This is a genomic window from Mycobacterium sp. ZZG (assembly GCF_054786995.1).
In genome coordinates this window covers 1-13,830 of record NZ_JBTBFV010000045.1, presented here as the reverse complement: position 1 = coordinate 13,830, position 13,830 = coordinate 1, and the positions used below count along the sequence as shown (strand labels likewise).

Here is a 13,830-nt window from a genome sequence, read left to right as displayed (position 1 = left end):
CAGATCAGCGGTCATCGGTCGCCACGCCGTGCTGGAACGCCCAGCTGGCCGCCGCGGTGCGGGTGTTCACCCCGAGCTTGGCGTAGATGTTGGCCAGGTGTCGGCCCACCGTCTTGTCGGACAGCTGCAGCTGCTGGGCGACCTGCCGGTTGGTGGCGCCATGGGCGATCCTGGTCAGCACGTCGAGTTCCCGGCGGGTCAGTCCACCCGGGGCCGGCGCTCCGCAGATGCCGGCGGATTCGACGCCGAGCTGGGCGTAGATGGCGTCAGCGGTCGCCGCATCGGCCGCGGCCCCGTCGTGGTCACCGAGCCCCCGCCGCGCCAGCGCCATCCACTCGTACACTTCGGCCGTCTCGTACCGGGACTGCGCAAGGCGGTACTCGCGCAACGCGATCTGCAGATGTCCCAGCGCCTGGCCGAACGCTCCGCGACGCACCGCCACGGCACCGCGGGCGTGGGCGGACCAGGCCAGGAAGCCCGGCGTGCCGAATGCGACCGCATCGGTTTCCAGTTCCCGGCAATAGCTTTCGGCCTCGTCGAGCGCGTCCCGGCCCAACGCGATCTCGACCGCGGCGCGCAACAGCGGCACCCGGGCCAACCGGTCACTGCCCGCCAGCGCGACCCGGATCGAGGTCCACGCCCCCGCGTGGTCACCGCGTCGGCACGCCAGCAACGCCTCGCCGGGTTGCGGGTCCAGGCCGAGCACCCGCGCCTGCGCGAAAGCCCTTGCCGCACCGTCTAACTCACCTTTGAGGCGACGCACCTCGCCGAGCTGGTAGTAGCCCTCGGCGGCGGCCCACGAGTTGACGTCCGCAAGCGCACGGCTCGCCGTACCCAGCCGCTCCTCGAGCTCTCGGTAGTCGCCCGCGGCCGCCTGCACCTGGGGCCGGTGCACATCGCACACGCCGCCGTAGGGCACCGATCCCGACACCCCGCACCACCGCTCCATCGACTGGGTCCACGAGCGCATCCTGGGCAGATCTGCGAGTTTGTGGCAGTGGTGGAGCACAATGCAGTAGATGTCTCCGGCCCACTCGATCGGCACCTGGTCGGCCAGCAGCGGCAGCATCGCCTCGTCGATCAGCGCGTATCCGTCGGTGGTGCGCGCGTGCAGAATCGCTTCGATACCGGCGGCGATCAGCCCGAGCGCGGTCACCGCGGGTGCGTCGAGGCGCTCGCTCATCGCCCGCAGCGCCCGCACGTGCTCCGCCAGCGCGTCCAGGTCATAGGTCATCGCCGCGACGACGGCGTCCAGATAGGCCAGGTAGCCGTGGGCCACACTCTCCTCGGCGGCGGCCAGCAGCCTGCGCGCCCGGCTCATCCAGCCCTGCCCGATGTTGAGGTCGCCGCGCACGAGCCACGCCAGTGCCAGGTCGTTGGCCTTCATCGCGGCGGCATTCGGGTCGGTGCGGGTCAGCTCGGTGAACACCCGCTCCGCGGCACGGCTGGACTCCTTGATGTGCCCCAGCCGCCAGGCCGCGAACGCGAAGGCGTCGAGGTCGTCGGTAGGCAGCGGCGCGTGCCGCCCGGCCCGTTCGAACGCCTCGTAGCTCGCGGCCCAGTCCCGCCGCCGGTGCGCTTCGCGGGCGGCAGACAGCAGGTCGAGTCGGCTGTCGGTGAGCATCTCAGCATTCACCGTAGCCCTGATCAGCCCAGTTCGACCGACCGTTTCGCCAGACCCATCCAGTAGCCGTCGATCACCTGTTTCGGCGCCGCGCCGGGATCGTCGGACGCACCGAGCGCGACGAACAGCGGAGCGAAGTGTTCGATCGTCGGATGCGCGTACGGCATGCCCGGCGCCTGGTGGCGGAAGTCGACGAGCGCGTCCACATCGCCGGCCGCCAGCCGCTCACGGGCCCACGCGTCGAACTCGACCGACCAGCCCGGCGGCACCGCGTTCGGGCTCGGATCGTCGAGGAACGGCAGACCGTGGGTGGTGAAACCGGACCCGAGGATCAGCACACCGTCGTCGCGCAACGGTCGCAGCCGGTTCCCGAGATGCAGCAGCCGCTCCGGATCCAGGGTGGGCAGCGAGATCTGCAGCACCGGCACGTCGGCCGCCGGGTACATGACCGTCAGCGGGACGTACGCGCCGTGATCAAGCCGGCGGTCGGGGTCATGGTGCACAGGCTCGGTGGAAGGCATCAACTTCGCGACGGCGGCCGCGACGTCCTGCGCCCCGGGCGCGTCGTAGGTGACATTGTAGTAGCGCTCGGGGAAGCCCCAGAAGTCGTAGGTCAGCGGCGTGCGGGGATCGGTCGAACCGATGGTCAGCGGCGCGGCCTCCCAGTGCGCGGAGACGACGAGGATCGCCGACGGGGCGGGCAGGCGGGCGGCCCAGTCCGCCAGTTGTGACACCCACAGCGCGTCGTCCACCAGCGGCGGGGCGCCGTGGGAGAGGAATGCGACGGGCATGCGGTCGGACATGTCCCCACTCTGCCTGACCCATTAGGGTCGAGACCATGACTCAGACTGTGCGCGGTGTGATCGCTCGGGCCAAGGCTCAACCGGTCGAGGTGGTGGACATCGTCATTCCCGATCCCGGCCCGGGTGAAGTGGTCGTCGACATCCAGGCGTGCGGGGTCTGCCACACCGACCTGCACTACCGGGAGGGCGGGATCAACGACGAGTTCCCGTTCCTGCTCGGCCACGAGGCGGCAGGTCTGGTGGAATCCGTCGGCGAGGGCGTCACCCACGTGGAGCCCGGCGACTTCGTGGTGTTGAACTGGCGCGCGGTGTGCGGACAGTGCCGGGCATGCAAGCGCGGTCGCCCGCATCTGTGCTTCGACACCCACAACGCGGCGCAGAAGATGACCCTGACCGACGGCACGGAGCTGACCCCGGCGCTGGGCATCGGCGCGTTCGCCGACAAGACGCTGGTGCACCAAGGCCAGTGCACCAAGGTCGATCCGGCAGCCGACCCGGCCGCGGCCGGTCTGCTGGGCTGCGGGGTGATGGCGGGTGTGGGCGCGGCGATCAACACCGGCGCGGTCACCCGCGACGACACCGTCGCGGTGATCGGGTGCGGCGGCGTCGGTGACGCGGCGATCGCCGGCGCCAGGCTGGTCGGTGCGAAGAAGATCATCGCGGTCGACATGGACAACCGGAAGCTCGACTGGGCCCGGGAGTTCGGTGCGACGCACACGATCAACGCCGGCGAGCTGGATGTGGTCGAGACGATCCAGGACCTGACCGACGGCTTCGGCGCCGATGTGGTGATCGACGCGGTGGGCCGTCCCGAGACCTGGAAGCAGGCGTTCTACGCCCGCGATCTGGCCGGCACGGTGGTGCTGGTCGGGGTGCCGACCCCGGACATGACACTGGAGATGCCGCTGATCGACTTCTTCTCCCGCGGTGGGGCGTTGAAGTCCTCCTGGTACGGCGACTGCCTGCCCGAGCGTGACTTCCCGACCCTGATCTCGTTGTATCTGCAGGGCCGTTTCCCGCTGGACAAGTTCGTCACCGAACGCATCGGCCTCGACCAGATCGAAGACGCGTTCCACAAGATGCACGCCGGCAGCGACGATGTAGTGCTGCGCTCGGTGGTGGTGCTGTGAACGGCGGACCGATTCAGCGACTGGTCACCAGCGGAACATTCGAACTCGACGGCGGCAGCTGGGACGTCGACAACAACATCTGGATCGTCGGCGACGACAAGGAAGTCGTGGTGTTCGACGCGGCCCACACCGCCGAACCGATCATCGAGGCCGTCGGCGGCCGGCACGTGGTGGCGGTGGTCTGCACGCACGGCCACAACGACCACGTGACCGTCGCCCCGCAGCTCGGGCAGGCGCTCCACGCCCCCGTGCTGCTGCACCCCGCCGACGAGGTGCTGTGGCGAATGACCCACCCGGACAGCGATTTCCGCTCCGTCTCCGACGGAGACACGCTGCGGGTCGCAGGCACCGAACTGCGTGCTCTGCACACCCCCGGGCACTCCCCCGGTTCGGTGTGCTGGCACGCCCCGGAACTGAACGCGGTGTTCAGCGGTGACACGCTGTTCCAAGGCGGGCCGGGCGCGACGGGACGCTCGTTCTCCGACTTCCCGACCATCCTGGAATCGATCTCGGGCCGGCTCGGGAAGCTGCCCGGGGACACCGTCGTCTACACCGGTCACGGCGACTCCACGACCGTCGGCGACGAGATCGTGCACTACGACGAATGGGTGGCCAGGGGGCACTGAGCCGCAGGAGCCGTCAACCCTCCAGGATGCGGCTCTTCTCGGCTTCGAACTCCTGCTCGGTGAGCGCACCGGAGTCCCGCAGCGCCGCCAGTGTTTTCAGCTGCTCGAGGCGGATCCGCTGATCGCTGGGCTGGTAGGAGGACACCGGCGGCGGCAGCGGCCCGGGCCAGCTCGGCTCGTCGAGGCTGACCGGACCCGGCAGCGGTCGCGGTGTGCGCCCGGCCCGTGAGGACCACACCACCGCGAGCGCGAGCCCGACCACGCCGGCGACGAACACCGCGCCGAACGTCCCCGGCAACCAGCCCGCCGAGGTGTCGCGACCGAAGGCCATCCGCGGGTCGATGTAACCTCTGACCTCGCCGTCGGTCTGGATCTCGTAGACACCGTCGGCGGGAATCCGGGCGATCCAGATACGGACGCGGACGTCGTTGTTGACCGAGGTGGTCGAGCTCATCGTCTCGGTCACCACGGGTTCGGGGCCGCCGTCGGCGGACGTGATGGCCAGCCGCAACGGGGGCACAGGGAAACCGCCGTCGGTCCCGCCGGGCGCGCGGGTGTGGAAACTGACGGTCACCTCCCCCGCCGGCAGCGTCAACTGTCCGGTTCCCGGGATCGGGATCTGCCCATAGGCATCGAACTCGTCGTAGACGAACGCGTTGAGCATCAGGGTCACGAGGAAGCCGACCGCCCCGCAAACCGTCGCGAGGATGGTCACGGTGAGCGCGACACGCGGCCCGACCCGACCTGTCATGCGCAGAGTTTCGCACAGCTACGCGGGGCCCGCCTTCTGCGGCGCGACGGCATGCCGAGGACTACCGTTCCGGTCATGGCGGAATCCAGCATCGTGGTGCGCCCTGAGCCGAAGGACAGCGACTCCTACAGTGCCTCGTCGCGCCTGCAGGGCGCCGGACTGAAGCCGGCCATCGCCGTCTTCGAGCGTGCGGCGGCCGCGGTGCCGCTACCGAGGCCAGGCCAGCCGATCGTGATCGCCGACTACGGCGCGGCCGACGGCCTGAACTCGCTGCTGCCGATCGGTGCGGCGATCGCGGTGTTGCGCAAGCGAACCCGTCCGGAGCATTCGGTGCTGGTGGCCCACACCGACCGGCCGGACAACGACTTCACCGAGCTGTTTCACACCCTGGAGAACGACCCGGACACCTACCTGAACAAGGACAAGGCCACCTTCGTCTCGGCGATAGGCCGGTCGTTCTACTCCCAGATTCTGCCGTCGGACAGCGTGCACCTGGGCTGGAGTTCATGGGCGATCGACTGGTTGACCCGCGTCCCGTGCGGCATCGACGGTCACATCCACGCGAATTTCTGTTCTGACGACTTGGTGCGCGCGGCGTATGCACGGCAGGGTGCTCATGACTGGCACGAGTTCGTCGCGTTCCGCGGCCGGGAGCTGAGCCCGGGTGGCCGGCTCGTGGTGATGACGACGGCGATGGGCGACGACGGCGATCACGGTTTCCGGCTGCTGATGTCGGCCCTGCTCGACGCCCTCGACGAGCTGGCCGGCAGCGGCCTGCTGACCGCCGACGAGGTGGCGCGGATGTGCATCCCGACCGTGGTCCGCCGCGCGGCCGACTTCGCGGCGCCGTTCGCCCCGTCGGGCCGTTTCGAACGGCTGGAGATCGAGCACCTGGAGATCTTCGACGCCACCGACCGGTTCTGGGAGAAATACCGGATCGACGGCGATGCAAGAGCTTTCGGAGCACGCTGGGCCGCCTTTGCGCGGGCGGCGTTGTTCGCCTCGCTCGCGCATGCACTGGAGAACCGGGCCGCCGAGCGCGTCGGCGAATTCTTCGACCGGCTGGAGAAGGGCGCCGCCGAGCGGATCGCGGCGGCGCCGGAGCAGACCCGGATACCGCTGGCCCACGTGGTCCTTTTCAAGCGGCCCAAGGCCTAACGGATCGTTCCGACTCCGGGGATCAGCGGCAGGTCCAGTGCGGTGACCCAGCCGGGTGAGCGGTCGTTGACCGCCGGCACCGCGTTCAGCGCGCGCAGGCCCGTTGCCAGGCATCCGGCCGCTGCGGCGTCTCGCCCCGAACCGTCGGTGAACCGGAACGCGGTCTCCTGGAAGATGCTGGGCGTGCCCTCGATGTCGACGCGGTACACGTCGTTCTCGTTGCCCGCCGGCCAGTCCGGTGCGGCATCGTTGCCGATCCGGTTCACGTGCTCGAGCTGGATGCGGGTCTCACCCCGGTACACCCCGTTGACGGTGAAGCGGACGGCGGCGACGTTGCCCGGCGCGATGACCCCTTTGGCGGTCTTGCGCTCCTCGGGCGTCACCCACTTCTCCCACGTCGTGGTCATGTCGTCGAGCATGATCCCGGCAGCGTGGGCGATCATCGGAACCGTGGCGCCCCAGGCGAATACCAGATGTCCGGATTCTCCAGCATCGCCCGGTACTCGGGCGGTCTGCCGATGCCCATCTCGCGGTCGTAGTCGCCTTCGTAGTTGGTGTAGTCAAGCAGTTCGGAGGCGCGCACGCGACGGACCTCCGAGCACAGGCCCATCAGCGTCATCGGGAACAGGTCGTTGGCGAATCCGGGGTCGATGCCGGTGGTGAAGCACGACGACTCTCCGAGCTCACACGCCACGGTGATCGGCTCGATCCAGTTGGGCGGGTTCAGGTGCATGGTCGGCCAGATCCACGGCGTCATCGCGGTCGAGCACACATCGATGCCGGCCCGCAGGAAGCGGGTGATCAGCTCGATGTTGGCCTCGGCGTGCGCGGCGGTCGGACCGTAGTGCACCAGCGCGTCGGGTGACAGGTCGATCAGCGCGTCGACGTCGTCGGTGGCGATCACCCCGATGTCGCGGCCCAGCCCGCAGAGCTCGCCGACGTCACGGCCCACCTTGTCTGGATTGCTCACACCGACGCCGACAAGCTCGAACTGCGGATGCTTGACGACCTCGGCGATCACCATCCGGCCGACGAACCCGGTCCCCCAGATCACCACTCGCTTCATCGCGCCGCTCCTCTAGAAGCAGCGCCGCAGGCCGCCGGGCTCACAGATCAACGGATACCGGTCGACCGGGATCGGCAGCGGTTCCTTGTAGGAGAGCGTGAACGGGGTCTCGATGATCCCCGGCGCCATCCCGCAGTTGCCGGTGTGGGTGATCTTGCGCGTGCCCGACATCGTGACATCGTCGAACCGGATGACCTCCACCGTCGGCGCCCAGCTGCCGTCCGGGCACTGCATGCCCTCCTTCTTCGGGGTGGTGAACCCCCACACACCGCCGACCAGCACCGCGTCACCTCCGGTCAGGCCCGACGACGGGGTGACGTGCAGCCGGCAGCCGACCGGCAGATAGAGCGGTTCCCGCAGGTCACCGACCACCGGCACACACGACGGAAAGATGGTCCACGTACCGGACTGCCCTTCGGAGGTGTAGTTGTAGACACCCTCCATCACGTTGGCCGCCTGGGCCGGGCCGGAGAATCCCACGGCGGCACCGGCGAGAACGACGACCGCGGCCACACCGCGCAGCAGCTTCATGCCCCGCAGTATTTCAGCCGTCGGTGGACAAAGTCACGGATTTGTCGGGTGCCGGGTTTTGCCCGCGGGGCGCCCGGGTAGAAGACCGGCACTGCAGACTCGAGTTCCGGGGTGGTTGCATATGGCGAGGACGGCGGTGCGCACCGCTGTTCTCGCCATATGTGCGCTGCTGGTCGCCGTCACCGGTTGCTCGACCGGACAGCGCGTCGACCTCGGCCAGGGCACCGGCGCCCTGGTGGCGGCGATCGCCGGCGAACCCGATCAACTCGACCCCCACAAGACCACGGCGTACTTCTCGTTCGAGGTGCTGGAGAACGTGTTCGACACGCTCGTCGAACTTGACGAGAACCTCCGGATGCGGCCCGCGCTGGCCGAGTCGTGGGAGGTCAGTCCGGACCAGCTGACATGGACGTTCCGGATGCGTCCCGGCGTGACGTTCCACGACGGCACTGTGCTGACCGCCGACGACGTGGTGTTCTCCTACCGGCGCATCATCGACGAGCAGCTGGCCAACTCGGACAAGTTCAACTCGGTGCGCGCCGTCGAGGCCCCCGACCCGGCCACCGTGGTGATCCGCGTGGACCGCCCCACGCCGAACATGCTGACCAACCTCGGTGGCTTCAAAGGCATGGCGATCGTGTCGCGCGCCAACGTCGAGAGCGGGCGGATCGCCACCCACCCGGTCGGGACCGGGCCGTTCCGATTCCTCGGCCAGAAGAGCGGCGACTCGATCTCGCTGGGCGCCAACCCCGACTACTGGGATGGACCGCCAGGCGTCTCCGACGTCACGTTCCGGTTCATCTCCGAACCGTCGACGGCGTTGTCGGCGCTGCAGGCCGGTGAGGTGGACTGGACCGACTCGGTGCCGCCGCAGCGGGTGGCCCAGCTGCGCGACGACGATTCCGTCGAACTAGCGGTCACCCCGAGCAACGACTACTGGTATCTGGCGCTCAACGAGGCGCGCGAGCCGTGGAACGACGTGCGGGTGCGGCAGGCGATCGCCTACGCCGTCGACCGCGACGCGATCGTACGGGCCACCAGCTACGGAACCGCGGCGGTGAACCAGCTCGCGATCCCCGAGGGCAATCCGTGGTTCACCGCGTATGACAGGTATCGCGAGGACGGCGAGGCGGGCCTTGACACCGCCCGCAGCCTGCTCGACGCGGCGGGCGCGCGGCCCACCAGCCTCGACATGCTCGTCACCACCGAATACCCGGAGACCGTGACGGCAGCGCAGATCATCGCCGACAACCTTGCGCCGCTTGGCATCACGGTGAACATCCGCACCGTCGACTTCGCCACCTGGCTCGACGAGCAGAACTCGGGCAACTTCGACATGCTGATGATGGGATGGCTGGGCAACATCGATCCGGACGACTTCTACTACGCCCAGCACCACACCGACGGCACCAGCAACGCGCAGAAATTCTCCGACCCCGAGGTCGACCGGCTGCTCGACGCCGGCCGCGTCGAGACCGACGAAGCCGCGCGCAAAGACGCGTACGCCAAGGCCGCGACGCTGATCGCCGACCAGGTCAGCTACATCTACCTCTACAACCCCTCGGTCATCCAGGCGTGGAACCCGCAACTGTCGGGATACGAGGCGCGCCGTGACGGTGCGGTCCGGTTCCGCACGGCAACATTCGACACCGGCGGGGGTGCGTGACCGTGATGATCGTGAGGTTCGTCGCGCGCCGGCTGCTGTACTCGGCGATCGTGTTGTTCGGCGTGCTGATCGTCGTTTTCGCGCTCGTACACCTGGTGCCCGGTGATCCGGTGCGCATCGCGCTCGGCACCCGCTACACCCCCGAGGCCTACGAAGCACTGCGCGCCGCAAGCGGTCTCGACCGTCCGTTGGTGTCGCAGTTCTTCGGCTACCTCGGCTCGGCGCTGACCGGCGACCTCGGGGTCAGCTTCCGCAACGGCGACCCTGTCACCACGACGCTGGTGGAGCGGCTGCCGGCCACGCTGTCGCTCGGACTCGTCGGCATCGTCATCGCGCTGGCGATCGCGCTGCCCGCCGGCATCTACGCCGCGCTGCGGGAAGGCAGGCTCAGCGATGCGCTGGTTCGCATCGGCAGCCAGTTCGGGGTGTCGATCCCGGACTTCTGGATGGGCATCCTGTTGATCGCGTTGTTCTCGACGGTGCTGGGGTGGCTGCCGACGTCGGGCTACCGGCCGCTGTTCGAGGACCCCGCGGGGTGGCTGCGTCACGTGATCCTGCCCGGCCTGACGGTGGGGGTGGTGGCGGCGGCGATCATGACCCGCTATGTGCGCTCGGCGGTGTTGGAGGTCGCCGCAATGGGCTACGTCCGTACAGCCCGCTCCAAAGGACTTTCCCCGCGGGTCGTGACCTTCCGGCACACGGTGCGCAACGCGCTGGCGCCGATCCTGACCATCACCGGTATCCAGTTGGCCACCCTGCTGGGCGGCGTGATCGTCGTCGAGGTGGTGTTCGCGTGGCCCGGCCTGGGACGGCTGGTGTTCAACGCGGTGGCGGCCCGCGACTACCCGCTGATCCAGGGCGCGGTGCTGCTGATCGCGGCACTGTTCCTGGCGATCAACCTGCTCGTCGACGTGCTGTACGCCGTTGTGGACCCGAGGATCCGATTGGGATGACGAGCACCGGACCGGACAGCACCCGCACCTCGTCGTGGCGGCTGCTCGCACGTAACCCGGTCACGCTGATCAGTGCGCTCGTGCTGATCGTCGTGGCGATCGTCGCGGTGGCGGCGAACTGGATCGCCCCTTACGGCGTCAACGACGTCGACGTGCCGAATGCCCTTGCCCCGCCCAGTGGTTCGCACTGGTTCGGCACTGACGAGTTGGGTCGCGACGTGTTGTCGCGGGTGCTGGTGGCGATTCAGGCGTCGATGCGGATCGCGGTCATCAGCGTGGTGCTCGCCATGGTCGTCGGTGTCGCGGTCGGGCTGATCGCCGGATACCGGGGCGGCTGGCTGGACACAGTGCTGATGCGGGTGGTGGACGTGATGTTCGCGTTCCCGGTGCTTCTGCTCGCGCTCGCGGTGGTCGCGACCCTCGGCCCGGGCGTGACGACGACGATCCTGGCGATCGCGATCGTGTACACGCCGATCTTCGCGCGGGTTTCGCGTGCCAGCACGCTCGGGGTGCGTACCGAACCGTACGTGTCGGCGTCGAAGGCCCTCGGCACCGGCGACGTGTACATCCTGCGGCGGCACATTCTGCCGAACATCGCGGGCCCACTGATCGTGCAGACGTCGCTGTCGCTGGCGTTCGCGATTCTGTCCGAGGCCGCGTTGTCGTTCCTGGGCCTCGGGATTCAGCCTCCGCAGCCGTCGCTGGGCAGGATGATCTTCGATTCGCAGGGGTTCGTGACGATGGCGTGGTGGATGGCGGTGTTCCCCGGGGCGGCGATCTTCGTGATCGTGTTGGCGTTCAACCTGTTCGGCGACGGGCTGCGCGATGTGCTGGATCCCAGACAGCGCACCACCGTCGAGGCCCGCAGGAGGGAGCCATGACGGTGCTGAGCGTGCAGGACCTTCGGGTGCGCATCGGCGCCCGCACCATCGTCGACGGGGTGTCCTTCGACGTCGCCCGCGAGCAGACCGTCGGCATCGTCGGCGAGTCGGGCTCGGGCAAGACGATGACCGTGCTCGCCGCCACCGGCCTGCTGGACGCGCCGGGCGCCCGCGTCTCCGGCTCAAGCACCTTGACCGGCGGGGCCGAGCCCGTGCAGTTGGTCGGCGCGGCGCCGCGGGTGCTGCGTGGTGTGCACGGGGCGCGGATCGGGTTCGTCTTCCAGGATCCGGGGACGTCGTTGAACCCGCTGCTGACGCTGGAACGTCAGATCACCGAATCGCTGGAGACACACCGCAATCTGACCCGGCGGGCGGCCAAGGACCGCGCGCTGGAACTGCTGGAGGCCGTTGGGCTGCCCGACCCGCAGATGCGTCTGCACGCCTACCCGCACCAGCTCTCCGGCGGGCAGCGCCAGCGGGTGATGATCGCGATCGCGCTGGCGTGTGACCCCGAGCTCCTGATCGCCGACGAGCCGACCACCGCGCTCGACGTCACCACCCAGGCGCAGATCATCGAGCTGGTGCGCACCCTGCAGTGCGACTTCGGCACCGCGGTGGTGTGGATCAGCCACGATCTCGGGGTGATCGGCCAGGTCGCCGACGAGGTGACGGTGATGCGGGGCGGGGTGACCGTCGAGCAGGCGCCGATCCTGGACGTGTTCGACCGGCCCCGCGACGAGTACACCCGCGATCTGCTCGCGGCGCGGCCCGTACTCGACCGGGCAGGCCCGCCGGCGGTCCCTGATGCGGAGCCTCTGCTCGCAGTCGACGGCCTCGACGTCCGGTTCACGGTGAGCACCCCGGTCGGGCGGTCAACGGTGCATGCGGTCAAGGACGTGTCGTTCCGCGTGCGGCGCGGCACCACGTTGGGCCTGGTGGGCGAATCCGGTTCGGGCAAGTCCACGGTCGCGGCCTGCCTGACCGGCCTGGTGAAACCGGATGCGGGCACCGCGACGTTGGCCGGCGACGATGTGCTGACGGTCAAAGGTGCTGCGGCCAAACAGATCAGGCGCCGGGTCGGGATCGTGTTCCAGGATCCGTTCTCGTCGCTGAATCCTCGTGGCCGTATCGGTGATTCGATCGCCGAGCCGCTCGTGGTGCACAAGCTCGCCGACGGACGACAGGCCAGACGGCGACGGGTCGCGGAGCTGCTCGATCTGGTCGGGCTGCCCACCGAGTTCGCGCAGCGGTATCCGCACGAGCTCTCCGGTGGCCAACGGCAGCGGGTGAGTATCGCCCGCGCGCTGGCCGCCGAACCGGATCTGCTGATTCTCGATGAGGCAACGGCGTCGCTGGACGTGTCGGTGCAGGCACGCGTGTTGGACCTGTTGTCACGGCTGCAACGCGAACTCGGGCTGACGTATCTGCTGATCGGGCATGACCTCGCGGTGATCCGGCAGGTCAGCCACGAAGTGCTGGTGATGCGCGACGGTGCGGTGGTCGAGAACCGCCCCGCCGACGACCTGTTCGCCTCACCGGAGCAGGAGTACACGAGGGCGCTGCTGGCCGCGGTCCCACCGGTGAAACCCCGCTCCGCCGTGTGAGGTTCGGCGGGCCCGTGAGAAAGTCGGGGGCATGAGTCAACTGAGCGGCAAGGTCGCATTGGTCACGGGGGCGTCGGCGGGTCTGGGGGCGGCGACGGCGACGTTGTTCGCCGAACGCGGCGCGACGGTGTTCGGCATCGCGCGCGACGCGTCGCGCATGGCCGAGGTGTTCGCCGACATTCCCGGCGCCGCCTTCTCGTCGGTGGACATCACCTCGGCGGCCGCGTGCGCGCAGGCGGTGCAGGACTGTGTCGACCGATTCGGCCGGCTCGACGTGCTCGCCAACATCGCCGGCTTCCACAAGATGCGGCACACGGTGTCGATGACCGACGACGACTGGGCGACCGACTTGTCGGTGAACCTCCACGGCCCGTTCTTCCTGTGCCGCGCGGCGCTGCCGCACCTGCTGGAGTCGGGCGGCAACATCGTCAACGTCGCATCGATCGCGGGTGTGGAGGGTGAGGTGTACTCGGCCGGCTACTGCGCGGCCAAACACGGGCTGATCGGGTTGACGCGTGCGCTGGCCGTCGAATTCACCAAGGAGCGGCTGCGGGTCAACGCGATCTGTCCGGGTGGCATGCCGACCGCCCAGACCACCGAATTCAAGGCGCCGACAACGCCGACTGGGATCTGATCATGCGGATCGCGTCCCCGCGCGGCTTCATGGCGACCGAGGACGTGGCGAAGACGATCGCGTTCCTGGCCAGTGACGACGCCGCGGCGATTCACGGCGCGGTGTACCGCGTCGACAACGGCAAGGGCGCCGGCTGACCCGGTGAACGGTGCCACTCAGAACGGCGGCGGTTCGTAGGTGGCGGCGAGCCACGCCTGATGCTGGCGTTCACGTTCGGCGTTGATCTCGATACGCTGTCGGCGTTCACGGGCGATGCGGGCCTGCCGTTCCTGCTCGCGGGTTCTGGTCCGTCGCGGCATCATCGCCGCCTTGTCCGGCGCCTCCGCGGGCACGTCAACATCGGGCAGGGCCGCCGACGGTGTCGCCAAGGTCGGAAACAACAGTCCGCCAAGCGGTTCGGTGA

The 13,830-nt window shown here is 68.9% G+C and carries 11 protein-coding genes and 3 pseudogenes; 8 read left to right on the top strand and 6 right to left on the bottom strand.

All coding sequences use genetic code 11. The features are described 5' to 3' along the window. Positions 1-4 precede the first annotated feature (4 nt). Together ACXMYJ_RS21295 and ACXMYJ_RS21290 are read right to left on the bottom strand one after the other, a co-directional pair. Positions 5-1,624 carry a LuxR C-terminal-related transcriptional regulator gene (locus ACXMYJ_RS21295; RefSeq protein ID WP_460358785.1) on the bottom strand — a complete coding sequence of 540 codons (1,620 nt, stop codon included), beginning with the start codon at positions 1,622-1,624 and terminating at the stop codon, positions 5-7. 23 nt (positions 1,625-1,647) lie between these two features. After that, a complete protein-coding gene (locus ACXMYJ_RS21290) occupies positions 1,648-2,427 on the bottom strand; it encodes a dioxygenase family protein (protein WP_460358772.1) in 780 nt (259 codons plus the stop codon). Between the two features lie 35 nt (positions 2,428-2,462). Between ACXMYJ_RS21290 and ACXMYJ_RS21285 the strand changes: the two genes are divergently transcribed. Together ACXMYJ_RS21285 and ACXMYJ_RS21280 are read left to right on the top strand one after the other, a co-directional pair. Continuing rightward, on the top strand, positions 2,463-3,557 hold the full coding sequence (locus ACXMYJ_RS21285; RefSeq protein ID WP_260753982.1) for an S-(hydroxymethyl)mycothiol dehydrogenase: 1,095 nt from the start codon (positions 2,463-2,465) through the stop codon (positions 3,555-3,557). Further along, positions 3,554-4,183: an MBL fold metallo-hydrolase gene (locus tag ACXMYJ_RS21280; RefSeq protein ID WP_460358771.1), complete on the top strand. Its 630-nt coding sequence runs from the start codon at positions 3,554-3,556 to the stop codon at positions 4,181-4,183. Before ACXMYJ_RS21285 ends, ACXMYJ_RS21280 begins: the two co-directional genes overlap by 4 nt. Before the next feature lie 13 nt (positions 4,184-4,196). On the opposite strand, the gene ACXMYJ_RS21275 is transcribed toward ACXMYJ_RS21280, so the two are convergent. Continuing rightward, on the bottom strand, positions 4,197-4,934 hold the full coding sequence (locus ACXMYJ_RS21275; RefSeq protein WP_460358770.1) for an SHOCT domain-containing protein: 738 nt from the start codon (positions 4,932-4,934) through the stop codon (positions 4,197-4,199). A 75-nt stretch (positions 4,935-5,009) separates the two neighbouring features. Here ACXMYJ_RS21275 and ACXMYJ_RS21270 point away from each other — a divergent pair, with 75 nt between their 5' ends. Continuing rightward, on the top strand, positions 5,010-6,092 hold the full coding sequence (locus ACXMYJ_RS21270; RefSeq protein WP_460358769.1) for a class I SAM-dependent methyltransferase: 1,083 nt from the start codon (positions 5,010-5,012) through the stop codon (positions 6,090-6,092). Here ACXMYJ_RS21270 and ACXMYJ_RS21265 read toward each other — a convergent pair. Both ACXMYJ_RS21265 and ACXMYJ_RS21260 read right to left on the bottom strand, forming a co-directional pair. Then, positions 6,089-7,158: pseudogene (locus ACXMYJ_RS21265) on the bottom strand (NAD(P)H-dependent amine dehydrogenase family protein). The gene ACXMYJ_RS21270 and the pseudogene ACXMYJ_RS21265 overlap by 4 nt on opposite strands. A 12-nt stretch (positions 7,159-7,170) precedes the next feature. Continuing rightward, complete coding sequence (locus ACXMYJ_RS21260; RefSeq protein WP_260753994.1) at positions 7,171-7,689, bottom strand: hypothetical protein; 519 nt, start codon at positions 7,687-7,689, stop codon at positions 7,171-7,173. A gap of 121 nt (positions 7,690-7,810) precedes the next feature. On the opposite strand from ACXMYJ_RS21260, the gene ACXMYJ_RS21255 reads away from it, so the two are divergent. The 5 genes and pseudogenes from ACXMYJ_RS21255 (at position 7,811) to ACXMYJ_RS21235 (ending at position 13,564) form a co-directional block, all read left to right on the top strand. Beyond that, positions 7,811-9,355: an ABC transporter substrate-binding protein gene (locus ACXMYJ_RS21255; RefSeq protein WP_460358768.1), complete on the top strand. Its 1,545-nt coding sequence runs from the start codon at positions 7,811-7,813 to the stop codon at positions 9,353-9,355. Between the two features lie 5 nt (positions 9,356-9,360). Continuing rightward, positions 9,361-10,308, top strand: coding sequence for an ABC transporter permease (locus ACXMYJ_RS21250; protein WP_460358783.1), 948 nt, complete (start codon positions 9,361-9,363; stop codon positions 10,306-10,308). Next, entirely contained in the window at positions 10,305-11,189 is an 885-nt protein-coding gene (locus ACXMYJ_RS21245; RefSeq protein WP_460358766.1) for an ABC transporter permease, read from the top strand. Before ACXMYJ_RS21250 ends, ACXMYJ_RS21245 begins: the two co-directional genes overlap by 4 nt. Next, positions 11,186-12,793, top strand: a complete 1,608-nt coding sequence (locus ACXMYJ_RS21240) for an ABC transporter ATP-binding protein (protein ID WP_460358764.1) — start codon at positions 11,186-11,188, stop codon at positions 12,791-12,793. The genes ACXMYJ_RS21245 and ACXMYJ_RS21240 overlap by 4 nt, the downstream gene beginning before the upstream one ends. 31 nt (positions 12,794-12,824) lie before the next feature. Then, a pseudogene (locus ACXMYJ_RS21235) lies at positions 12,825-13,564 on the top strand (SDR family NAD(P)-dependent oxidoreductase). Positions 13,565-13,582: 18 nt separating this feature from the next. On the opposite strand, the pseudogene ACXMYJ_RS21230 reads toward ACXMYJ_RS21235, so the two are convergent. After that, a pseudogene (locus ACXMYJ_RS21230) lies at positions 13,583-13,830 on the bottom strand (HNH endonuclease); the annotation flags it as partial.